The organism is Nocardia sp. NPDC058244 (assembly GCF_042882065.1).
In the GTDB taxonomy this organism is placed as follows: Bacteria; Actinomycetota; Actinomycetes; order Mycobacteriales; family Mycobacteriaceae; genus Nocardia.
On record NZ_JBHVWX010000010.1, the window covers coordinates 267,885 to 289,782 of the forward strand.

The 21,898-nt window shown below is 70.9% G+C and carries 20 protein-coding genes; 2 read left to right on the forward strand and 18 right to left on the reverse strand.

Annotation, left to right across the window (positions count from 1 at the left end; translation table 11 throughout):
- Positions 1-2: 2 nt before the first annotated feature.
- The 11 genes from ACFVW6_RS29830 to ACFVW6_RS29880 all read right to left on the reverse strand — a co-directional run bounded on the left by ACFVW6_RS29830 (position 3) and on the right by ACFVW6_RS29880 (position 10,383).
- Positions 3-887 carry a LysR family transcriptional regulator gene (locus ACFVW6_RS29830; protein ID WP_378830640.1) on the reverse strand — a complete coding sequence of 295 codons (885 nt, stop codon included), beginning with the start codon at positions 885-887 and terminating at the stop codon, positions 3-5.
- Positions 888-906: 19 nt separating this feature from the next.
- Complete coding sequence (locus tag ACFVW6_RS29835; RefSeq protein ID WP_357344904.1) at positions 907-1,641, reverse strand: sulfite exporter TauE/SafE family protein; 735 nt, start codon at positions 1,639-1,641, stop codon at positions 907-909.
- A 125-nt stretch (positions 1,642-1,766) separates the two neighbouring features.
- The gene (gene pdxS, locus ACFVW6_RS29840; protein ID WP_378830643.1) at positions 1,767-2,687 is read right to left on the reverse strand and encodes a pyridoxal 5'-phosphate synthase lyase subunit PdxS; all 921 of its coding nucleotides are present in this window, start codon (positions 2,685-2,687) and stop codon (positions 1,767-1,769) included.
- Between the two features lie 215 nt (positions 2,688-2,902).
- The gene (locus ACFVW6_RS29845) at positions 2,903-3,064 is read right to left on the reverse strand and encodes a hypothetical protein (protein WP_378830645.1); all 162 of its coding nucleotides are present in this window, start codon (positions 3,062-3,064) and stop codon (positions 2,903-2,905) included.
- 65 nt (positions 3,065-3,129) lie between these two features.
- Positions 3,130-4,176 (reverse strand): NUDIX domain-containing protein, encoded by a 1,047-nt coding sequence (locus ACFVW6_RS29850; protein ID WP_378831303.1) that lies wholly within the window; start codon positions 4,174-4,176, stop codon positions 3,130-3,132.
- Positions 4,176-5,300, reverse strand: coding sequence for a glycosyltransferase family 4 protein (locus ACFVW6_RS29855; RefSeq protein ID WP_355277354.1), 1,125 nt, complete (start codon positions 5,298-5,300; stop codon positions 4,176-4,178). The genes ACFVW6_RS29850 and ACFVW6_RS29855 overlap by 1 nt, the downstream gene beginning before the upstream one ends.
- Positions 5,297-6,220, reverse strand: a complete 924-nt coding sequence (locus ACFVW6_RS29860; RefSeq protein WP_357344899.1) for a phosphatidylinositol mannoside acyltransferase — start codon at positions 6,218-6,220, stop codon at positions 5,297-5,299. The genes ACFVW6_RS29855 and ACFVW6_RS29860 overlap by 4 nt, the downstream gene beginning before the upstream one ends.
- On the reverse strand, positions 6,217-6,894 hold the full coding sequence (pgsA, locus tag ACFVW6_RS29865; RefSeq protein WP_365006810.1) for a phosphatidylinositol phosphate synthase: 678 nt from the start codon (positions 6,892-6,894) through the stop codon (positions 6,217-6,219). Before pgsA ends, ACFVW6_RS29860 begins: the two co-directional genes overlap by 4 nt.
- Positions 6,895-6,899: 5 nt before the next feature.
- On the reverse strand, positions 6,900-7,454 hold the full coding sequence (locus ACFVW6_RS29870; protein ID WP_357344895.1) for an HIT domain-containing protein: 555 nt from the start codon (positions 7,452-7,454) through the stop codon (positions 6,900-6,902).
- Complete coding sequence (gene thrS, locus ACFVW6_RS29875) at positions 7,451-9,517, reverse strand: threonine--tRNA ligase (protein WP_378830648.1); 2,067 nt, start codon at positions 9,515-9,517, stop codon at positions 7,451-7,453. The genes ACFVW6_RS29870 and thrS overlap by 4 nt, the downstream gene beginning before the upstream one ends.
- Before the next feature lie 212 nt (positions 9,518-9,729).
- On the reverse strand, positions 9,730-10,383 hold the full coding sequence (locus tag ACFVW6_RS29880) for a helix-turn-helix domain-containing protein (protein WP_387793356.1): 654 nt from the start codon (positions 10,381-10,383) through the stop codon (positions 9,730-9,732).
- Positions 10,384-10,446: 63 nt separating this feature from the next.
- Between ACFVW6_RS29880 and ACFVW6_RS29885 the strand changes: the two genes are divergently transcribed.
- Positions 10,447-11,265 carry an MBL fold metallo-hydrolase gene (locus tag ACFVW6_RS29885; RefSeq protein WP_378830653.1) on the forward strand — a complete coding sequence of 273 codons (819 nt, stop codon included), beginning with the start codon at positions 10,447-10,449 and terminating at the stop codon, positions 11,263-11,265.
- Between the two features lie 14 nt (positions 11,266-11,279).
- Here ACFVW6_RS29885 and ACFVW6_RS29890 read toward each other — a convergent pair whose 3' ends face one another.
- The 4 genes from ACFVW6_RS29890 to ACFVW6_RS29905 all read right to left on the reverse strand — a co-directional run bounded on the left by ACFVW6_RS29890 (position 11,280) and on the right by ACFVW6_RS29905 (position 17,087).
- The gene (locus ACFVW6_RS29890) at positions 11,280-11,909 is read right to left on the reverse strand and encodes a (2Fe-2S)-binding protein (RefSeq protein WP_378830656.1); all 630 of its coding nucleotides are present in this window, start codon (positions 11,907-11,909) and stop codon (positions 11,280-11,282) included.
- Positions 11,906-12,382, reverse strand: a complete 477-nt coding sequence (locus ACFVW6_RS29895) for a TIGR02611 family protein (RefSeq protein ID WP_355277376.1) — start codon at positions 12,380-12,382, stop codon at positions 11,906-11,908. Before ACFVW6_RS29895 ends, ACFVW6_RS29890 begins: the two co-directional genes overlap by 4 nt.
- Before the next feature lie 31 nt (positions 12,383-12,413).
- Positions 12,414-14,648, reverse strand: a complete 2,235-nt coding sequence (locus tag ACFVW6_RS29900; RefSeq protein ID WP_355277379.1) for a bifunctional SulP family inorganic anion transporter/carbonic anhydrase — start codon at positions 14,646-14,648, stop codon at positions 12,414-12,416.
- A 246-nt stretch (positions 14,649-14,894) separates the two neighbouring features.
- Entirely contained in the window at positions 14,895-17,087 is a 2,193-nt protein-coding gene (locus tag ACFVW6_RS29905) for a SulP family inorganic anion transporter (RefSeq protein ID WP_378830658.1), read from the reverse strand.
- Positions 17,088-17,421: 334 nt separating this feature from the next.
- On the opposite strand from ACFVW6_RS29905, the gene ACFVW6_RS29910 reads away from it, so the two are divergent.
- On the forward strand, positions 17,422-17,838 hold the full coding sequence (locus ACFVW6_RS29910) for a hypothetical protein (RefSeq protein WP_378830660.1): 417 nt from the start codon (positions 17,422-17,424) through the stop codon (positions 17,836-17,838).
- A 5-nt stretch (positions 17,839-17,843) separates the two neighbouring features.
- On the opposite strand, the gene ACFVW6_RS29915 is transcribed toward ACFVW6_RS29910, so the two are convergent.
- The 3 genes from ACFVW6_RS29915 to ACFVW6_RS29925 form a co-directional block, all read right to left on the reverse strand.
- Complete coding sequence (locus tag ACFVW6_RS29915) at positions 17,844-19,058, reverse strand: VWA-like domain-containing protein (protein ID WP_378830662.1); 1,215 nt, start codon at positions 19,056-19,058, stop codon at positions 17,844-17,846.
- Positions 19,055-20,293 (reverse strand): AAA family ATPase, encoded by a 1,239-nt coding sequence (locus tag ACFVW6_RS29920; protein WP_378830665.1) that lies wholly within the window; start codon positions 20,291-20,293, stop codon positions 19,055-19,057. The genes ACFVW6_RS29915 and ACFVW6_RS29920 overlap by 4 nt, the downstream gene beginning before the upstream one ends.
- Before the next feature lie 123 nt (positions 20,294-20,416).
- The gene (locus tag ACFVW6_RS29925) at positions 20,417-21,763 is read right to left on the reverse strand and encodes a hypothetical protein (RefSeq protein ID WP_378830667.1); all 1,347 of its coding nucleotides are present in this window, start codon (positions 21,761-21,763) and stop codon (positions 20,417-20,419) included.
- Positions 21,764-21,898: the final 135 nt, after the last annotated feature.

The window sequence follows — 21,898 nt, forward strand, 5'->3', positions numbered from 1 at the left end:
CGTCACATCGGCGCACGCCACCGGCCCGCCGCGGTCGTCTCGGCCACTGCGGCGTGGATCGGATGCCCACTCGCGGCCCGCCAGACCGCCACATAGTCGACGGGGATCGGGCCGTCGCGCAGCGGGCGCCACGCGAGACCGGGATGGTCACGGACCCGATCGGAGCTCAGGCCGACCAGATCGGTGCGATGCGGGAGGACCGCGAGCAGCTGCGCGTGTCCCATCGCGCTGTCGCTCAACCGGATTCGGGTACCGCGTGCGGCCAGTTCGGCGAGCAGCGCGCGATGCAGGCCGGGGGCGGAGTCGCGGGCGAAGAGCACCAGTTCGTGGTCGTCGAGCAGCTCGGGGGTGATCTCGGTGTGCCCGGCGAGGGGATGCCGCGCGGACATCACGACGCCGAGTCCCTCAGTGGCGATCGGCCGGGCGGTGAACTGCTCGGGAATCTCGAGCGGCCCGCGGACCAGCGCGAGGTCCACCTCGTCGGCCGCGAGCATGCGCAGCTGGTCGGCGGTGGTGCCACCGGTGAGGACCAGGCGCGCGCCGATCGCGCCGGCGAGCGCTTCGAACCGCGCGGGCAGCCAGGCAGGCGCCCCGTTGAGCAGGCCGAACCGCACCACCTGGGCACCGCCGGTACTCGCGCGCCGGGTCTCGCGCACCGCCGTCTCCGCGGCCGACAGGACGGCGCGACCGGTGCGCACCAGGGTCTCCCCCGCCGCGGTGAGCTCCACCCGTGGTTCACGCACCAGCAGTGGACCGCCGAGTTCGCGTTCGAGTACCCGGATCTGCTGACTCAGTGTGGGCGTCGTGATGAACAGGCGCTCGGCCGCGCGCCGGAAGTGCAGTTCCTCGGCGAGCACCACGAAGTACCGCAACTGCCGAAGTTCCATTCCCCCGACCCTACCGACGTCAGCGGGCCAGGTAGACGGCCAGACCGAGGCCGAGGACGCCGACGGTCACCCGCAGCAGCGTCGGCGGAATCACCTTCACCACCGGCGGACCGCACCAGCCGCCCGCCAGCGCACCCAGCGCCAGCGCGAGCGCCGCGCCCCAGTGCACCGGGCCGAAGGCGGCGAAGCCGACGGCGGCGACCAGGTTGGCGATGCCGAGCAGGAAGCTCTTCAGAACCGAAGCGCTCCAGAGCGATTCGGAGGTGCACAGCAACATCATCGACAGATAGATGACCCCGGCGCCCGCGCCGAAATAGCCGCCGTAGGTGGAGATCAACAGGATCCCGAGCGGCACGATCCAGGGCGCGCTCAGCTCACCGACATGACGGCGCACCAGCGGCTGCACCAGCAGGGCGATCGAGGCGATCGCGACCAGGAACGGCACCACCACCTCGAACGCGCCGTCGGGCGCCACCAGCAACGCCAGCGCGCCCAGCAGCCCGCCGATCGCCGAGAGCACCGCCCAGCGCACCAGGGTCGGCCCACGATCGACGAGTTCGCGCCCGGAATTGGCCGTCGCCCCGACCCCGACGGCCACCATCGCGACCGTATTGGTGACATTGGCGGCGACGGGCGGCAACCCGGCGGCCAGCAGGGCCGGGTAGGAGACGATCGAGGCCATCCCGGTGACGAACCCCACCAGACCGGTGAAGAATCCCGCGACGACCAGCAAGAAGAAGTCGAGCGCGGTCACGGACCGACTGTACGGTATGTCCACACGGCAGCAATTCGGCCCTCGGGCCCGCGACGACGGCGGGCGCCGTGCGCACGCACGACGCCCGCCGGTACCGACGACTTCGGGGCCGGATCGGCCTCAGTTCACCAGCCGCGCTCGGCGAGGCGGTGCGGCTGCGGGATCTCCTCGACGTTGATGCCGACCATGGCCTCGCCCAGGCCGCGCGAGACCTTGGCCAGCACGTCCGGGTCGTCGTAGAAGGTGGTGGCCTTCACGATGGCGGCGGCGCGCTGCTCGGGGTTGCCCGACTTGAAGATGCCGGAGCCGACGAACACGCCCTCGGCGCCGAGCTGCATCATCATCGCGGCATCGGCCGGAGTGGCGATGCCACCGGCGGTGAACATGACGACCGGCAGCTTGCCGGTCTGGGCGACCTCGCGGACCAGCTCGTACGGGGCCTGCAGTTCCTTGGCGGCGACGAACAGCTCGTCCTCCGACAGCGAGGTCAGGCGGCGGATCTCGGCGCGGATGGTGCGCATGTGGGTGGTCGCGTTGGACACGTCGCCGGTGCCCGCCTCGCCCTTGGAGCGGATCATGGCCGCGCCCTCGGTGATGCGGCGCAGGGCCTCACCCAGGTTGGTGGCGCCACAGACGAAGGGGACGGTGAAGTTCCACTTGTCGATGTGGTTGGCGTAGTCGGCGGGGGTGAGCACCTCGGACTCGTCGATGTAGTCGACGCCGAGGCTCTGCAGGATCTGCGCCTCCACGAAGTGGCCGATGCGGGCCTTGGCCATCACCGGGATGGACACGGCGGCGATGATGCCGTCGATCATGTCCGGGTCGCTCATCCGGGAGACGCCGCCCTGGGCGCGGATGTCGGCCGGGACCCGCTCGAGCGCCATGACGGCCACCGCGCCGGCGTCCTCGGCGATCTTGGCCTGGTCCGGGGTGACCACGTCCATGATCACGCCGCCCTTGAGCATCTCGGCCATGCCGCGCTTCACGCGGGCGGTGCCGACGGTGGTGGTGGTCTCAGGCGTAGTCACGGCTGTCTCCTGTGTCATGTGCGCCAATCAGGTCGCTCGGTATGGACACCGTCGATTCTAGAACCGTCCCATTTCGGCCTTCATAGCCAGTTGAGGTCCACTGGCCTTGCCGCGACCAGCGGCGATGCCGTCGACACCCGTCGCTGGCCTGCTCCGGTGGCCCGCCGCTCAGCACGCGTCGGCCGTTCCCACGGTCGGCGCCGGGCGGCGCCCGAACCGGTCGGCGAGCACGATCAGCGCCGCGCCCGCGGCCGCCGCGGCGCCGCACCACAGGCGACCACCGAGGTCGCCCGCCCGATCAGCGCGGGCCCGACCAGCGTCGGCAGCGCGGCCAGCACGATCGCCAGGAACCCGGCGCTGGCGACCGCGGCGACGACCCGTGTCGCGACCAGCACCGTGATGTCGCCCGCCAGCGCACCGACGACGTGCGCGAGGCAGAACAGTTTTGCGCCCGATCGGGTCAGCGGATCGAGCGTACGACGTGTTCGGTGTCGTCGGAGGCCGCCGCTGCGGCCTCGGTCAGGAGTTCGTCGAGGTGGTACGGGTAGACCGCCTCGCCCTGATCGTCGAGGGCACGGATGTCGGCGGGGGTGCACCAGCGGTGGGCGGTGATGGTGCGGCGTTCGAGCGCGTTCAGGGCCGCAGGCCGCCACTCGAAGCTCGGGGCGCGCAGTGTGAAGAACAGTTCCTCGGAGCGGATGAGCTCACCGTTGAACGGGAACACCGCGACCCGGCGCCACAGCGGACCGCGCAGCGCGGCCGGATCGACCCGCTGGCCGGTCTCCTCGTACAGCTCGCGCACCGCGGCGTCGCGCAGACTCTCCCCCGGTTCGACGCCGCCGCCGACGGTGAACCAGAACGCTACCTCGGGCAGCATCGGATCGTGGCCGCGCAGCAGCAGCACCCGGTCCTGCTCGTCGAGCAGGACCACCCGGGCGGAGGTACGGGTGGTGTTCACGTCCAGGCCGGTCGCCGCGGCGGGCGTGGCCCGCTCGGTGATCTCGAAGTAGTGCGGCAGCGGCGCGGTACCGCCCAGGTGCAGCACCCGCACCGGCCGCCGGGTGCGCAGCGCGAGGGTGTCGCGGACGGCGTCGTTGTGGAAACGGCGCGCGATCAGCACGCGCGCCTCGGCGTCGGCCAGCTCGGCGACCAGTTGCGGCCGCAGCTGGTCGATGTCGACCAGGCTCAGCGCGGCGGAGAGCTGGTTCTCGACGGTCTCGCGGTCACCGCGGTCGGCCCGCTCCGCGCGATCGGCCAGGGCGGCGAGCTGGGCGGCCCGCTCACCGCGCCGCGAGTCGGTGCTCACCGGCCCGGCGATCGCCATCGCCACCGCGCGCGCCACCACCGCGCGCCGGGCCAGCGCCGCGTCGAGCGCCTGCCAGGACTGATCCGAGCGCACGTGCAGCCGGTCGAGCCGGTTGGCCGTGGAGTACGCCCAGACACCGAGCGCGAGAACGAGGACGGCGATCAGCCCGAGTACGAGGACCGAGGTCGCGGAGAAGGTGATCATCCGGCGGCCCGCACGCGGAGATCGCCGACGGTGACGGTCTCGTAGACCCGCAGGATCTGCTCGGCCACCACCGGCCAGTCGTAGGCGGCGACCACCTGGGTCGCCGTGCGCACCAGTCGCTGCCTGGTCTCGTCGTCGGTGAGGACGGTGTCGATCGCGGTGGCCAGGGCGGCGGAATCGCCGACGGGGGTGAGCAGGCCCGCGGTCCCGTCGCGCAGCACCCGGCGGAAGGCGTCGAGCTCGCTGGCCACCACCGGGGTGCCCGCGGCCATCGCCTCGATCAGGATGATGCCGAAGCTCTCCCCGCCCAGATTCGGCGCGACGTAGACATCGGCACTGCGCATCGCGGCGGCCTTCTCCGCGTCGGAGACCTGGCCGAGGAAGCGCAGGTGCCCGGCGTGCTCACCCGCCTCGCGGCGCAGCCGGTCCTCGTCACCGCGCCCGACGATGAGGATCTGCACGTCGGGATGCCGGTCGATCAGTGTGGGCAGCGCGCCGAGCAGCACGTCCATGCCCTTGCGCGGCTCGTCGAAGCGGCCGAGGAACAGCACCGTCGCACCCGCGCGCGGATAGCCGTCGAGCAGCGGGCCGCGGGCGAACGCCGAGACGTCGACACCGTTGGGGATCTCCACCGCGTCCGAGCCGAGCGCCTCGACCTGCCAGCGCCTGGCCAGCTCCGAGACGGCGATGCGGCCGTTGATCTTCTCGTGGTACGGCCGAAGCACGCCCTGAAAAGTGCTCAGTACCAGCGATTTCGTGGTCGAGGTGTGGAAGGTCGCGACGATCGGGCCCTCGGCGATCTTGAGCGCGAGCATCGACAGACTCGGCGCGTTGGGCTCGTGGATGTGCAGCACGTCGAAGTCGTTGCTGTCGATCCAGCGCCGGATCCGGGTGTAGGCCATCGGCCCGAACGACAGCCGCGCCACCGACCCGTTGTACGGAATCGCCACCGCGCGGCCCGCCGACACCACGAAATCGGGCAGCGGGGTGTCGTCGGAGGCGGGCGCGAGCACGCTCACCTTGTGTCCGCGTTCGAGGAAGACCCGGGCCAGCTCGACCACATGGGCCTGCACCCCGCCGGGAACGTCGAACGAGTACGGGCACACCATGCCGATCTTCACCGCGCTCCCCCTGTCTGCGCGGCGGCGATGCGGGCCCGTCGCTCGGGCGACAGATCGGCTTCCCACAGCGGTTGCAGCATGTGCCAGTCGGCCGGATGCTCGGCGATATTGGCCGCGAACCGGTCGGCCAGCGCCTGGGTGGCGGCCGCGACGCCCACGGAGACATCCAGTGGCGCTTCGGTTTTCAGACCCCAGTTCTCGGTGCCGTCGGCCTCGACGGTGAACCACCCGTGCACCGGCATCAGCGCGGCGCCGGTCTCGATGGCCAGCTTGGCGGCGCCGGCGGGCATCCAGGTGCGCTCGCCGAAGAAGTCGACCGGCACCCCCTTGCCGGTGAGGTCGCGCTCGCCCATCAGGCAGACGATCCGGTTCTGCCGCAGCCGGTCCGCGAGCTGCCCGAACGGCGGCTGCTCACCGCCGGTCAGCGGGAACACCTCGAAGCCCAGGCTCTCCCGATAGGCGACGAAGCGCTCGAACAGCGACTCCGGCTTCAACCGTTCGGCCACCGTGGTGAAGGTGTCGTAGTGCTGCACCAGCCACACCCCGGCCATGTCCCAGTTGCCCGAGTGCGGCAGCACGAAGATGACGCCGCGGCCCCGCTCCAGGGCCGCGTCGAGGTGTTCGAGGCCGTCGACGTAATAGTCGATGGTGCTGTGGTCCATGCTGGGCAGCCGGAACGCCTCGCGCCAATACCTGGCGTAGGAGCGCATGCTCGCGCGCATCAGGTCAGCGGGCACCTCGTCGGGACGCACCCCGAGCACGCGCGCGAGGTTGCGCCGCAACTGCTCCGGTCCGCCGTTCTTCACCGCCCGATCGGCACCGAGGTCGAACACCTTGCGCACCAGGGGTTCCGGTGCCGACCGCACCACGCGCCACCCGGCGGCATAGCCCAGATCACTCACCCGCTCGGCGAGGGTCACGACGCCGCACCTCCGGTCGCGCCGGGCTGCGGAGTGGGCGGGATGACGGTCCGCGCGCCCGGCGAGTTGCGCACCGCGAGCACCCGCTGGAACACGGTGATGACGCTGGCCACCACCAGGATCCACATGGCCACGTAGACGGCCCAGGTGAGCCATTCGATGCCCCAGTGCCCGCCGATGCCGGTGAGCCCGGCCCCGACCAGCACGATGACCAGCCGGTCCGGCCGCTCGATCAGCCCGCCGTCGGCGGACAGGCCACTCGCCTCGGCGCGCGCCTTCGCGTACGAGATCACCTGCGAGGTGACCAGCACGATCAGCGTCGCCGCGAACAGTTCCTTGCTCTGCTCGTGGTAGACCGCCCACCAGGCCAGACCGCCGAAGATCGCGCCGTCGGCGACCCGGTCGCAGGTGGCGTCGAGGACCGCGCCGTACTTCGTGCCGCCGCCGCGGGCCCGGGCCATCGCCCCGTCCAGCATGTCGAACATGACGAACAGCCAGATGACCATCGTGCCCCAGAACAGGTGCCCGGTGGGGAACAGGGTCACCGCGGCCGCGATCGTCGCGGTGGTACCGATCAGTGTCATCGCGTCCGGGGTGAGCCCGGTACCGACGAGCGCTTTGCCCAGCGGCGCAGTCGCTTTCGCAAACGTCTGGCGGCCGAAGAAGCTGAGCACGGTTGTTATTCCTCCCACGCCTCCGCCAGCAGCTGCCGCGTCTCGCGCAACAGCTGAGGCATCACCTTCACCCCACCGACCACGGTGATGAAGTTCGCATCCCCACCCCAGCGCGGCACGATGTGCTGGTGCAGGTGGTCGGCCAGCGAACCACCGGCCACGCCGCCGAGATTGAGCCCGACATTGAATCCGGCGGGCCGCGAGACCCGCTTCATCACCCGAATGGCCCGCTGCGTGAAGGCCATCAGCTCCGCGCTCTCGGCGGGCGTCAGATCCTCCAGGTCGGCGACCCGGCGGTACGGCACCACCATCATGTGCCCTGGGTTGTACGGGTACAAGTTGAGCACCGCGTAGACCTGTTCGCCGCGCGCGATGATCAACCCGTCCTCGTCCGACATCTTCGGGATGTCGGTGAACGGGTGACCGGTGGCGTCCTTGGGCTTGATCTCGCCGGTGATGTAGGACATCCGGTACGGCGTCCACAGCCGCTGCAACCGGTCGGGCTGACCGGCGCCCGCGTCGACGATCGACCCGGCCTCCGAGGCGATGCTCTCACTCATGAGGACGCCTTCGCCGCGCCGACGACCTCGAACCCGTCCGCGGTGGGCGAGGTGTTCTCGCGGTGGGCGATCCAGCTCAGGATGGTGGCCACCGCGTCGTCGACCGGCACGCCGTTGACCTGGCTGCCGTCGCGGAACCGGAAGCTGACCGCGCCGGCCTCCACGTCGCGCGCGCCCGCCAGCAGCATGAACGGCACCTTCTGCGCGGTCTGGTTGAAGATCTTCTTCTGCATCCGGTCGTCGCTGCGGTCGACCTGGGCGCGCACGCCCCCGTCCCGCAGCCGCTCGATCACCGCGTCCAGGTGCGGGGCGAAGTTCTCCGCGACCGGGATGCCGACGACCTGCACCGGCGCGAGCCAGGCCGGGAAGGCACCGGCGTAGTGCTCGGTGAGCACGCCGAAGAACCGCTCGATCGAACCGAACAGCGCGCGGTGGATCATCACCGGACGCTGCTTGGTGCCGTCGGAGGAGGTGTATTCCAGGTCGAACCGCTCGGGCAGGTTGAAGTCGAGCTGGATGGTCGACATCTGCCAGGTGCGGCCCAGCGCGTCCTTGGCCTGCACGGAGATCTTCGGGCCGTAGAACGCGGCGCCGCCCGGGTCCGGCACCAGGTCCAGGCCCGAGGCCTCGGCGACCTTGGCCAGGGTCTCGGTGGCCTCTTCCCACAGCTCGTCGGAGCCGACGAACTTCTTCGGGTCCTTGGTGGACAGCTCGAGGTAGAAGTCGTCGAGGCCGTAGTCCTTGAGCAGTGACAGCACGAACTGCAGCGTGGTGGTCAGCTCCGCGTGCATCTGCTCCTTGGTGCAGTAGATGTGCGCGTCGTCCTGGGTCATGCCACGCACGCGGGTCAGACCGTGCACCACGCCGGACTTCTCGTAGCGGTACACCGAGCCGAACTCGAACATCCGCAGCGGCAGCTCACGGTAGGAGCGCCCGCGCGAACGGAAGATCAGGTTGTGCATCGGGCAGTTCATCGGCTTGACGTAGTAGTCCTGGCCGGGCTTGCGGACGGTGCCGTCCTCGTTGAGTTCGGCGTCGAGGTGCATGGCCGGGAACATGCCGTCCCTGTACCAGTCGAGGTGACCGGAAACCTCGAACAGATGTCCCTTGGTGATGTGCGGGGTGTTGACGAACTCGTAGCCCGCGTCGATGTGACGCTGCCGCGAGTACTCCTCCATCTCCTTGCGGATGATGCCGCCCTTGGGGTGGAACACCGGCAGACCCGAACCGAGCTCGTCGGGGAAGCTGAACAGGTCCAGCTCCAGGCCCAGCTTGCGGTGGTCGCGGCGCTCGGCCTCGGCCAGCAGGTGCAGGTACTCGTCCATCGCCTCGGCCGATTCCCAGGCGGTGCCGTAGACGCGCTGCAGGTCCTCGCGGTCCTGGTCACCGCGCCAGTAGGCGGCCGAGCTGCGGGTCAGCTTGAAGGCGGGGATGAACTTGGTGGTGGGGATGTGCGGGCCGCGGCACAGGTCGCCCCAGATCTTCTCGCCGGTGCGCGGATCCAGGTTGTCGTAGATGGTCAGCTCGTTGCCGCCGACCTCCATGATCTCCGGATCGTCGATGCCGGACTTGTCGCTGATCAGCTCGAGCTTGAACGGCTCCTTCGCCAGTTCCTCCCGCGCCTCGTCGATCTCGACGACGCGACGCGAAAAGCGCTGCGCGCCTTTGATGATCTTCTTCATCCGGGACTCCAGCTTGGCCAGATCCTCGGGGGTGAAGGGCCGGTCGACCCGGAAGTCGTAGTAGAAGCCGTCCTTGATCGGCGGGCCGATGCCCAGCTTGGCGTCGGGGAACTCCTGCTGCACCGCCTGGGCCAGCACATGCGCGGCCGAGTGCCGGATCACGCTGCGGCCGTCCTCGGTGTCGGCGGCGACGGCCTCGACCTCGACGTCGGTGTCCGGGATCCAGGACAGGTCCTTGAGCGCGCCCTCGGCGTCGCGGACCACCACGATCGTGTCCGGTCCCTTGGTCGGCAACCCCGCTTCCCGCACCGCCGCGCCCGCGGTAGTCCCGGCCGGCACCCGGACGAGGGCGACAGGGCTGATCGGTGCAGAGGTGGTCACGGGAATGCTCTCCTTGACGTCACGTCCGGCGGGGCTGTCCCGCACGGCGCAGGCTCGATCCTGCGAACGCGACCATGCTAGCTGTTCCGCCTCCCCGCGATTCTGGCCAGAGTCGTGTTCGTGTCGCGGATCGCGGGCGGCCGGCGGTTCGCATCGAGCCGCCGCCGCGCGCGGCACTCGGTCGCGAGAGCGAAATCCGGTCCCGCCGCCGTTCAGGTTCTGCGCGAGATGACCATGAGGTATTCGCAGGGAGCGTCCGTCCGGTTGGCGAAACCGTGGTCCGCGTCGGCCTGGAAGAAGAGGGAGTCGCCCGCGTTCAGCGTCTCGATGATGCCGCCGATCGCGACGGTGAGGGTGCCGTCGAGCACCACGAGTTGCTTCTCGCTCCCCGGCGGATACGCGGGCAGCAACCCGGTGGAGACCTGGGCGGGCAGGTAGTGGGCGACCATTTCGCCGCCGCCCACGCCCGGGGCCGCCGACACCATGTGCCGCTCGAAGCCGGTGTCCGGGTCACGGAAGACGGGGCGATCGCGCTTGCGCAGCACAACGGCCACACCGGATGTCGTCGCGGCTCCCCCGCCGATCAGGTCCGACAGCGACGCGTCGAGCGCGTGGGCGATCCGGGACGCGACGCCGATCGTCGGACTCTTCTCGCCGCGTTCGACCTTGGACAGCATCGCCCGGCTGACCGAGGACTGCGTGGACAGCTGCTCCAGCGTCAGACCCGCGTCCTCACGGCGTCGCCGGACATTGGCGCCGAACGCACCGGCCAGGTCGTCGCCCTGGGGTGGTTCGGCCACGTCTCCGCCTTGCTCGACCACCGCGCTCCTCGGTTGCTGGGTATCCGCCGCCCACAGTGTAGACATTCTCCTATAGGAGAACTAGTCTCCCAAAGAAGAGGCGCATCGGCGCCCACGACGGAGGCTTCCATGCGTTTGATCTCGACCGGCCGGCACCATGCCACGTTCGAATTCGGTGACCTACACGTGATCTCGTTGCGCGACGGGTACATCGACATGCCACCGACCCGGCTCCGCGACGAGGATGGGCGCCCGCTCCCCGTCCTGCCGACCGCCGTGCCGCTGGCCGGCGACAATCTGCGGCTGTCGGTCAACGCCTTCTTCGTCACCGACGGCACCCGGTCGGTGCTCATCGACACCGGCGCGTCCGACGTCTGGCACGACCCCACCATGGGCTTGATCTACGACGCACTCGACGAGGCGGGTATCGACCGCGCGCGGATCACCGACGCCGCCATCACCCACAACCACGAAGACCACGTGAGCGGCCTGATCACGCCGGACGGTGCGGAGGCGTTCCCCGAACTGGAGCGGGTGTGGATCGGCGCGGGCGACACCTCGGTGTTCACGGGGCGGCTCGCGCCGCTCCGCGACCGGGTCGTCCCCGTGACCGAGCAGGTCGCGATCAACGACTGGGTCACCGCGATCCCGACACCGGGCCACACCCCCGGCCACACCGTCTACGACGTCAGGAGCAGCACCGGCCGCCTTCTCGTCTGGGGCGACACCGTGCACGTTCCCACGCTTCAATTCGCTCAGCCGAACGTGTCCTGGGAGTTCGACAGCAACCAGTCCCAAGCCCGCGCCGCACGCGCGGCCCTCCTCGAACAGCTGATTCGACCGGACCACTTCGTCGCGGGCGCCCACCTCGACTCCCCCGGCATCGCCCGCGTAACCCCCTCCGGCGCCGGTTACGCGCTGGAGTATCTCGCGCCACCGATCGGCTGATCGAGGTCCTCGGATCATGCCTCGGCCAGCAGGGCCTCGCGTTCGGCCGCGGGGCGTTTCGGGCAGCTGGTGCACATCTGGCAGCCCGGCACCTCGTAGACGAGGCAGCAGGACAGGCGTTTGACGAAGGTGCGCTCGCCGACGGTGACGAAACGCGGGGCGAGCAGGCGCGCGCCGACCTCGCCCGCCAGCCGGGTGGCGGCTTCCGGCGCGCCGGCGTCGAGCGCGCGGTTGCCGATCGCGTCGGTGACCACGGCCCACAGCGCGGGGACGCCCGCGCCGGAGACGGCGGCGACCTGCAGGATCACCGCGGTCAGGGTCTCCCGCAGGGCGGTGCCGACCGCCTCGGCGGCGGCGTCGCGGTCGGCGGGCGAGGCGAGCGCGACCCGCGACCGGAAGCGTATGTGCTCGACGCCGCCGTCGGGGCGGATCTCGCAGTCGAGCTCGTCCAGCGCCGCGATCGGGGCGGGGATGCCCGCGGCGTAGGCGGTGGTGATCTGGTCGACGAGCGCGGAGGCGACCATGCACCACCACAGCGTGCCGCCGACGCGCGGGGTCTCGGTGCCCCACGCACGGCTCATCTCGCCGATCCGGTCCGCGACCCACGCGGGATCGGTGAGCAGGCGTCCGGGGACGGTGCTCACGACATCAGGGGACTGCGCAACCATGGCCAATCGACTCCGATCCACCCTGAGACCATCGAAAATGTGCCGAGCACCCACAGCGTCGCGACGACGAGGGCGAAGGTGGCCACCGCGCCGAGGATCTTGATCGTCCACCCGCGTGAGGTGTACCAATCCATGACGATCCGGTACTTGCCGCGCACCCAGGTCAGGGTGTGATGGGCCCAGACGAACTCGGTGGCCAGGATGCCGAAGCCCGCGAACACCAGCGCCCAGCCGGGTCCCGGGTACGGGATCGTGACGATCCCGATCAACAGCACCAGCCCACCGACCACGCCGACGGCGATGCGGTAGCCGAGGTTCAGGGTAGGGCGGTGCTCGATGCTCGCCCGGAAGGCGCGCCAGCGGTGGGTGGAGACCCGCTCGTCCGCCGACGCCCCGGCGGTGGAATCCGCCGGGGCGTCAGTGGTCGGGGCGGTCGGCTTGCTCGTCATCGTTCCAGCCTACGAGCCGCCGATCCCGGAATCACCCCGTGACCGGGGCCTCGTCCCGATCGTCGATGGTGCGCACGCCCTCGGCGGTGACCTCGATCACCCGCGCGCCCGCGATGTCGAAGAACAATCCCGACACCGCCAGCCCGCGTTCGGCGACCGCGCGGCGCACGGCCGGATGCCGGTGCAGCGTCTCGAGCTGCACCGCGACATTGACCATCCCGAGCTGGTCGACCTCGTCGAAGCCCGCGGCCCGCGCCGCCACCGCGACCGGATGATCGGCCCGGAACCGGTCCAGGCTCGCCTCGGCGTGCCGCAGCCACGAGCTCAGCCCGCCGTCGGCCTCGGCGCCCCGGTAGACCGCCTTCATGGCGCCGCAGGCGGAGTGCCCGCACACCACGACCGAGCGCACCGCGAGTTCCTCGAGCGCGAACACCAGCGCCGCCTCGACCGAGTCGTCCCCGGTGGTCGGCACGAGATTGCCGACATTGCGGACGGTGAACAGGTCACCGGGCCCGCTCGAGGTGATCACATTGGGCACGATCCGCGAGTCCGAGCAGGTGAGGAAGAAGGAGTCCGGGTCCTGCCGGTCGCGCAGCTCGTCCAGGTGCGGGCGCACCACGTGGGCGTGACTGCGGTGGAACGCCGAGACACCCGCGGTCAGCGCGTCGCTGCCGGACTTCTGGTGCCGCCACGGCCCGAGCAGCTCGTCCCAGGTCGCGCGGCCGAAACCGCGGGCGGGCGGGGCGCCGACGGTGTCGGCCATCCTGGCGCTGCCGATCTCCACGAAATCGACACTGCCACCGCCGCTTTCCTGCTGGTGCTGCCAGCTCTCGATGGCCTCGAAGGCGGCGTGGTCGAGGAAGTCGACCGTCATCTCCACGGTGACGTCGGCGCCCGGGGGCACCTTGCCGAGCTCGGCGGACAGTTTCGGCAGGGCCAGGAAGGTGCACGACCCATCGATGCGGACCAGCCAGCGCTCGCCCACGGGCAGCGGCGTCGCCGCGACCTGCACGCGCACCACGCGCCACAGCAGCAGCCCGAAAGCCAGTGCGAGACCGATGATCACGCCCTCGAGCAGGTTCAGGAACACCACACCGAGCACGGTGACCAGGTACACCAGCAGGTCGCCGGTGCGCCGGGCCAGCCGGATGTGGGCCAGCTTCACCAGCTGGATGCCGATGACGATGAGCAGCCCGGCCAGCGCGGCCTTCGGGATCTGCTCGACCAGGCCGACCAGGGCGACCGAGAACAGCAGGATCCAGCAGCCGTGCAGGATCGTCGAGGCGCGGCTGCGCGCGCCCGCCTGCACATTGGTGGCGCTGCGCACGATCACGCCGGTGATCGGCAGACCGCCGACCAGGCCCGACAGCACGTTCGCCGAACCCTGGCCGACGAGTTCGCGGTCGAAATTGGTCCGCGGACCGGTGTGCATCTTGTCCACCGCCACGGCGGAGAGCAGGCTCTCGACGCTCGCGATGAGGGCGATGGTGAGCACCATCATGGCGATCGCCGACCAGTTCCCCGAGGGCAGCTCGGGCAGCTGCAACGCGTCGAAGAGCGAGCCGCTCAACACGATCCGCTCCACCTCGGCGGGCAGCACCATCGACAGCAGGGTGCCCGCGACGACCGCGACCAGCGGACCGGGCACCGCGCGAATCTTCGGCGGCAGGTACTTCCAGCCCAGCATCACCACGATCACGACGGCGCCGACGAACGCGTCACCGCCGTGCAGCGACAGCAGCTGGCCGGGCAGCTCGATCAGATTGCGCCAGGCGGTGCTGTGCGAGGAACCACCGAGCAGCACGTGGACCTGCTGCAACGCGATGGTGATGCCGATCCCGGCGAGCATCGCGTGCACCACCACCGGCGCGACGGCGAGCGCGGCGCGGGCGATCCGGCTGAGCCCGAACAGGATCTGTAACACGCCCGCGGCGACGACGATGAAACAGGTGGTTCGCCAGCCGAATTGGGCGATGGATTCGGCGACGACGACGGTGAGGCCCGCGGCGGGGCCACTGACCTGCAGCACCGAACCGCCGAGCACACCGGCGACGATGCCACCGATGACCGCGGCGACGAGACCGGCGGCGACCGGGGCGCCGGAGGCGACGGCGATGCCCAGCGACAGCGGCAGGGCGACGAGGAAGACCACGATCGAGGCGGGCAGATCGTGCCGCAGCAGGGTCTGCCGCCAGGACGGCGGCGCGGGTTCGGGCGTGGGCGCCGCCGATGCGGCGGGTGGAGCTAGGTCGTTCGCGACAGACATGGTTCTCCTTCGGCGACGCGGCGCGCGGCCGTGGTCGATGGACGATCTACGTGTCGTGCGCGGTCGGTCGACCGCGGAACAGCTTCGGCGTGATGAAGCGACGAGAACCCCGGTACGTCGACGAACCGGGGTGAGTGCCAACCACCGTATTGGTAAAGACTTGGCAAAACCAGTGTGCCGCACGAAGAGTGGGTGTCGCCATAACCGCAGGCCCAGTGTGGTGTGACCCACACCGGACCCGGGCGCTCACACCGGTTCGGCCGCGACACGGCGGTGACTGTCGTCGAATTCGGCGATCCCGTCGGCGGTCACCTCGATGACCCGCGCGGTCGCCAGATCGAAGAACAGACCCGACACCACGACCCCGCGCTCCGCGATCCCGTCGCGCACCGCCGGATAGTCCATCAGGGTCTGGACCTGCCGGGCGACGTTCACCATGCCCAGCTGGTCGACCGGGCCGAAGCCCGCCCGCCGGGCCGCCTCGGCCACCGGATGCCCCGCGTGGAACGCCGTCAACGTGGGCGCGGCGTGCGCGAGCCAGTCGTCGAGGCCGGGACCGGCCTGGACCTGCGCGTACAGCGCCTCCATAGCCCCGCACCCGCTGTGCCCGCACACCACGACCGCACGCACGTCGAGCTTGTCGAGCGCGTAGATCAGCGCCGCTTCCACCGAGACGTCGCTGCCGCCGACCGGCACCAGATTGCCCACGTTGCGGACGGTGAACAGGTCACCGGGCCCGCTGCTGGTGATGACATTGGGCACGATGCGGGCATCGGCGCAGGTGAGGAAGAAGGTGTCGGCGTCGGGACGGTGCCGCAACCCCGCCAGGTGCGGGCGCAGCAGGTGCGCGTGCCCGCGGTGGTAGGCCGCGATGCCGGCCGCGATCGGGTCGACGCCGCCGCTGCGGCGCCACGGCCGGATCGCCTCGTCGACCGCCTTGCGGGCGTGGCCGTGCTCGGGCGGCCCGTCGTGCGCGCGCGCCATTCGCGCGGTGCCGAGTTCGACGAAATCGACCGCGCCGCCGCCGGATTCGCGCGCGTCGGCCCACTCGGAGAGCAGCTCGCAGGCGGCGTGGTCGAGGAAGTCGACGCTCAGCTCCACCGTCACGTCCACGTCGGCGGGCACTTTCGCCAGTTCGCTGGTGAGCCGGGGCACGGCCAGGAAGGTGCAGGTGCCGTCGATGCGTACCAGCCAGGTGCCGTCGGTCCGCGGCGCCGCGGCGATGGTGAACTTCACGACCCGCCACAGCAGCAGCGCGAACGAGGCGATCAGGCCGATCACCATGCCCTGCAACAGATTCAGCGAGACGACGGCAACCACCGTGACCAGGTAGACGTAGATGTCACCGGTGCGGCGGGCCCGCTTGATGTGCGCCAGCTTCACCAGTTGCACGCCGATCAGCACCAGCAGCCCGGCCAGCGCGGCGGTCGGGATCTGCCGGACCAGGCCGACCAGCGCGATCGCGAAGACCAGGATCCAGCAGCCGTGCAGCACGGTGGCGGCCCGGCTGCGGGCGCCCGCGTTGGCATTGGTGATGCTGCGGACGATGACGGCGGCGATCGGCAGGCCGCCGAGCGCGCCGGAGGCCATGTTGGCGGCACCCTGACCGAGCAGTTCGCGATCGAAGTCGGTGCGCTGCTGGGGCCGCATCTTGTCGACGGCGACGGCCGAGAGCAGGGTTTCCACGCTGGCGATGAGCGCGACGGTGAGCATGGTGAGCGCGATCGGCACCCAGCCACCGTGCGGCAGCGCAGGCAACCCGATGCCGTCGATCAGCGAGCCGTCCAGGCGCACCCGGTCCACCGTCAGCGGCAGGATCAGCGAGACGACAGTGGCCACGACCACCGCGACCAGCGGGCCGGGCACCACCCGGACTCGGCGCGGCAGATACTGCCAGCCGACCAGGATGGCGATCACGAGCAGCCCGACGAACAGGTCGCCCTTGTGCACCGACATCACCTGGTTGGGCAGTGCCACGATGCTCGCCCACGGCGAGCTGACGGTGGTCCCGCCGAGCAGCACGTGTACCTGCTGCAGGGCGATGATCACGCCGATCCCGGCGAGCATGGCGTGCACCACGACCGGGGCGATACCGAGCGCGGCGCGCGCGATGCGGCTGAGCCCGAACAGGATCTGCAGCAGACCCGCCCCCACGGTGATGAAACACATGGCGGCCCAGCCGAATTGCTGGACGGCACCGGCCACGACGACGGCGAGACTGGCGGTCGGCCCGCTGACCTGGACCGACGAGCCGCCGAGCAGGCCGGCGACCACGCCGCCGATCGCGGCGGCGATGAGTCCGGCGACGACGGGGGCGCCGGAGGCGAGCGCCACCCCGAGGGAGAGCGGCAAGGCGACGAGAAACACCACGAGTGATGCTGGAAGATCTTGCTGAAGAACAGATTTCAGCGAATGGCCCGGATCATTGTCGGTCATCATTCTCCTTCGCCGGGGCCGCTCGGCTCCCGGTTCATCGGTCGAACATGCACTGGCAATTGATGCTGAGCTGCGAGCGAACGGCGGCGGAACGGCACTGCTCGAAGAGAGACTCGACCCGAGACACAGGGTCGGGCCAATAGTAAAGAACTACCCAAGCGTATGGAAAGTTCTCGAGGCGAATGGGACGAATCGCGACTCAACTGTGACGTGCACCACATGCAATACGTTGGAACCCGCTCCCCCTGTCGAGCGGAACGATCAGGAATCGAGAAGCGCCGTACCCGGGGTCGGTGGAAACATCGTTTCCGCAGACCAGACAACGAAAGGGTTCCCGATGACCAGCACCTGGGTACGCCGATCCCACCGGTGGCTCGCCATCGCTTTCACCACGATCGTGGTCCTCACGGTGGTCGTGCTGGCGCTGAGCGGACCGGAGTGGGTCTCCTATCTCCCACTACTCCCCCTCGCCGGACTCTTCCTCTCCGGCAGCGTCCTGTTCGTCCGGTACTACCGCAGCAGCGCACGGCAGGCCACGGCGACCGGCGGGCGCGCGAATGCCCGCCGCCTGCATCGCTGGTCGGCCGCGGTCTTCGTGGTCACCGTCGTCGCGACCGTCATCGCCCTCGCCCTGCCGGAGCCGATCATCTGGGTGTCCTACCTCCCCCTGATCCCCCTCGCCGGACTACTGTTCTCCGGCCTGTACATGCTGGTGGCACAGCGCCTTTCGGCCCGTCGCCGCGTCGCCGCCTAGGCGTCTCACCCGATCTCGACCACCCTGGCCCAGGCGGGTGGCAGGTCCGGAACGTAGTCCGGATCGGCCTCGCTCCACGCGCCCGGCCGGCGGAACAGCCCGACGATCGTCCGGCACGGCGGACGATGGGCCGGCCACGGTGTCTGGCCGTCGGTCAGGGCCACCACCACGTCCGGGCGGGTGCGCAGGGCCGCGGTGAATCCGGTGCGCAGGTCGGTGCCGCCACCGCCCATCAAGGTCATGCCCTCGGCCCGGCACAGCGGGTCCGCGATCCACACCGCGGCATCGCACGACAGGACGGTGACCAGGTCGCGGCGGCCGCCGACCGCGCGGGTGATGGCGGCGACTTCCAGTAGCGCGCTGCCCAATTCGACATCGCTGACCGACCCCGAGGTATCGATGACGACCGCGACCCGAGGGGGGATGCGGCGCAGGCTGGGCAGCACCACCCCGGGCAGCGCGGCCGAGCGCCGCGCGGGGCGGCCGTAGGTGTAGTCCGCGCCGACGCCCGGGGCCGACGCCGCCGAGCGGAGCGCGGCGCCGAGCAGGTCGCGCCACGGCTGCGGCGGATGCAGAGCCGCCTCGGCCCACCGCTGCCATCCCTGGGGCGCGTCGCCCGGCCTGCCGACGATGCCCTGCGCCACCCGGAAGCGGACCGCGTCGCGTTCCTGCTCGCTGAGGCCGTCGGCACCGTCGGGACCGAGCTCCCAGGCCCGGTCGAGTCCGTCGGCGCCGCTGCCGCAGTCGAGCCAGGCGAGGTGCTCGGTCAGCCGTCCCAGCCGGAACTGACCGAGGTAGTCCTCCATGAGCTCGCCCGCGGGCAGACCGAGGTCAGCGGGCAGGACCGCCCCCGCCGGCGTGACGAGACCATCACCGAACGCGTCGTCGTTGATCTCGGCGTCCGCGGCGATGTTCATCCGCAGGCGCTCCGCCGCACCGGTCAGCTCGTGCGCGCGAGCGTAGCGATCGCTGCGCGCGTGATGATCGCGCAGCAGGTGCGACACCTCGTGCACCAGGATCGAGGCGAGCTCTTCCACCGAGGTACCGGCCACGAACGCGGGTGAGACATAGCAGCGCCAATACTTGTCCACCCCCATCGTCGGCACCTGCCGCGACTCGACGATGTGCAGCGCGTACAGGGCGGTGGCCAGGTAGGGCCGCGCCGACACCGCGTACAGCCGTGCGGCATACAGCTTCTCGTGATCCAGCACGGTCGTCATCGGCGTGCCCCGGTGACGCGAGCCGTGGCCTGCTCGGCCTGACGCGACACCGAGACGGAGCCGGCGAGGTGCTCGATCGCGGCCGGGATCTCCCAGTCGTCGCGGCGCAGGGTGGCCAGCGTGGTCGCGGGGACCACCACCAGATCCGGTGCCCCGGTCGCCACGGCCCCGGCCAGCAGCGCCCACGCCGCCTCCCAGCGCGCCTTCTCCGGGCGCCTGCGCACGGCGGCCACGACGGCGTCGAGCACGGCTTGGCGCAGATCGCCCCGGGCGGGCAGCGCGGCGGCCGCCGGATCGGCCAGCAGCACTTCGGGATCGGGCAGGTCCATCCGGTCGATGCTGGTCAGCAGCTCGAAGCCGGGGCCGTCACCGACGGTGCCGCGCACCAGTGTCGACAGCACATCGCGGTCGGTGCCCGCCGCGGTGGCGAAGGCGATCAGCCGGACGGTCATCTCCCAGCTGCGCGGCGACGGCCACGCACCGCCGCGCCGGGTCTCGGTGGTCGGCAGCTGGTGCACCAGTTTCGGGCGACCCGCGAGCAGCTCGCACACCGCGCGCCGCGCGAAAGCCACTGCCTCCGGGAGCTTTTCGGGATTCAGCCGGGGCAGCGTCGCCCGGGGCCAGGTCCCGCCGAGACCACGCACGACGACCTCGTGGTCGTGCGTCCACTGCAGGTGCACGAAGCGGTTGGCCAGCGGCGGGCTCAGTTCCCAGCCGTCGGCGGCCGAGGAGCGCGGGTTGGCCGCGGCGACGATGCGGACACCGGCCGGCAATTGCAACGAGCCGATCCGCCGCTCGAGCACCAGCCGCAGCAGGGCGGCTTGCACCGCGGGCGGTGCGGTCGACAGTTCGTCGAGGAACAGCAGACCGCGCCCGGCCCTGACCAGCTGCACCGCCCAGTCCGGCGGCGCCATCGGCACGCCTTGGACCGCCGGATCGTCGCCGAGGATGGGCAGGCCCGAGAAGTCCGACGGCTCGTGCACACTCGCGATCACGGTGGTCAACGGCAGGTCGAGCGAGTCGGCGAGCTGGGTCAGCGCGGCGGTCTTGCCGATCCCCGGCTCGCCCCACAGCAGCACCGGCAGATCGGCCGCGACGGCGAGGGTCAGGGCTTCCAGCCGGGTATCGGGGCGTGGTTCGGTCGTCGTCGCGCCGAGCAGGGCGAGCAGTTCGTCGGCGACGCGGAGCTGGGTGCCGGTCGTCGGACGCGGCGGGAAGAGGGTACGCACAGTCATGGGGAATCACCTCGGGGTCGAAGAGGAATGGGGGAGTCGCGCGCAGGTCCGGCGCCCACGTCGTTGTCGGACGGCGGTCGTCCAGACGATGGGTGAGCGCGGCGCGGGCCTGCCGCGTGCGGGTCAGGAGGTTCGGGTGTGACGCGGATGCGCCGCCCGCGCACTACGGGGACGCGGGGCGGACCGGTCAAGACCGTGACCGGGCGCGGACAGCCCGGCCCGGAAGAGGCCGTAGGTGATCCGCCGCCGCACGGCGGATTCCAGTTCGTCGCGCAGCGGTCCGTCCCGCAGCTGCGCGCCCGCGCCGAGCAGGCCCTCGACCACGGCCAGCGCGCCGTCGATGTCGCCGTGGTCCAGCCGCTCCCGGATACCGGCGAGGCGGTCGGGCCGCCGATGCGCCGCGTCGATGGCCCGCAGGCACGGCAGCGCGGTGCCGGTCAGCGCGACCAGCAGTTCCTCCCGCCGGATTTCGGCCGGGTGGTGATCCAGCGCGGCGAGCGTGCCGTTCACGAACCCGATCCGGTGCCGCGCGCCCCGGCATTCGACGATCCGCGGCCCACCGGCGTCGGGATCGCGGTCCGGGCCGACCGATCTGCCGTCCGGGTCGAGGGCCACGGTGACCAGGGGATGGAGCCGATCCGCGGTGATCGCGCCGGCACGCAGCAACAGCAGGTCGGGGAGGATCCAGGTCGCGGCATCGGGCAGCACCGGAAGCGCGGATTCCGCTCCGCGCGTGTGGTTCCGCGCGATCCGCGGCACCGGTTCGGCGTCGAGCACGCCCGATGCCGCGGGCTCCTCACTCAGATCGAGGACCATCCGCCGACGGGCGCCGTAACGCACGAGAACCGGACCGGCCGGTGAGCGGTCGGCGCGCAGCAGGATCGCGGCCTCGGCGGCCCATCGGCCGACCGCGCACCCCTGCGACTCCAGGGCCGTCCATGGCCCGTCGTCAGCAGTGGATTCCATTGTCCCGGTGGGCATCCAGCGTGTTGCCGGGCCGGAGCCCGCGCCGGATCGGCCCGGCAGTTCGCTGGTCCTGCGCGCGTCCCACAGGTGCCGGTGCAGATCGAGCCGGAAGCGCCGGTGCGGCCGGGCGTGCGGGTGCGGGCTCGTTCCTGAACCGTCCCAGAGCGCGAGCGTGATCCGCTGCCCGGCCTCGGCCCACGCCGGTGCGGTCCGCACCACCAGATGCACGAATCCGTCACTGCCACCGGAGGTTTCGACGATCGGATAGCGCGCCAGGGTGATCGTCAGGCCCGGCCGGAGCAGTCCGTCGGGCGCGACCCTGGGCAGGTGCCAGCGCAGCAGGTCCGGTGCCAGGTGACGCAGATCGGCGCGCACCCGCGCGGCGAGTTCTCCGCCATGGGTCCGGGCGAGCGCGCGGAGATCGATGTCGACGTCGACGTGGGCCGCGGCGCAGGCACCGACCCAGTCGCCGACGCGCCGCCGTGCGGTGGCGCGATCGATCATGCTGGGTGGCACCGCGAATTCACGGACCCGCAGCCAGCAGGCGAGGCGGGCAGCGTCACCGGGTGGTCCGGACGCGCGCGGATACTGCGGGATTTCCGCTCGATCGAGCGGGAGGGAAGCCGGTGCGATGACCGG

Bases quoted from the DNA above. Each gene is read 5' to 3' on its own strand.
- ACFVW6_RS29925 (WP_378830667.1), bottom strand. From the start codon at position 21,763: ATGATCGATCGCGCCACCGCACGGCGGCGCGTCGGCGACTGGGTCGGT.
- ACFVW6_RS29910 (WP_378830660.1), top strand. From the start codon at position 17,422: ATGACCAGCACCTGGGTACGCCGATCCCACCGGTGGCTCGCCATCGCT.
- ACFVW6_RS29870 (WP_357344895.1), bottom strand. From the start codon at position 7,454: ATGAGTGAGAGCATCGCCTCGGAGGCCGGGTCGATCGTCGACGCGGGC.
- ACFVW6_RS29920 (WP_378830665.1), bottom strand. From the start codon at position 20,293: ATGACTGTGCGTACCCTCTTCCCGCCGCGTCCGACGACCGGCACCCAG.
- ACFVW6_RS29905 (WP_378830658.1), bottom strand. From the start codon at position 17,087: ATGATGACCGACAATGATCCGGGCCATTCGCTGAAATCTGTTCTTCAG.
- ACFVW6_RS29880 (WP_387793356.1), bottom strand. From the start codon at position 10,383: ATGTCTACACTGTGGGCGGCGGATACCCAGCAACCGAGGAGCGCGGTG.
- ACFVW6_RS29830 (WP_378830640.1), bottom strand. From the start codon at position 887: ATGGAACTTCGGCAGTTGCGGTACTTCGTGGTGCTCGCCGAGGAACTG.
- ACFVW6_RS29885 (WP_378830653.1), top strand. From the start codon at position 10,447: ATGCGTTTGATCTCGACCGGCCGGCACCATGCCACGTTCGAATTCGGT.
- ACFVW6_RS29900 (WP_355277379.1), bottom strand. From the start codon at position 14,648: ATGTCTGTCGCGAACGACCTAGCTCCACCCGCCGCATCGGCGGCGCCC.
- ACFVW6_RS29915 (WP_378830662.1), bottom strand. From the start codon at position 19,058: ATGACGACCGTGCTGGATCACGAGAAGCTGTATGCCGCACGGCTGTAC.
- pdxS (WP_378830643.1), bottom strand. From the start codon at position 2,687: ATGACACAGGAGACAGCCGTGACTACGCCTGAGACCACCACCACCGTC.
- ACFVW6_RS29895 (WP_355277376.1), bottom strand. From the start codon at position 12,382: ATGACGAGCAAGCCGACCGCCCCGACCACTGACGCCCCGGCGGATTCC.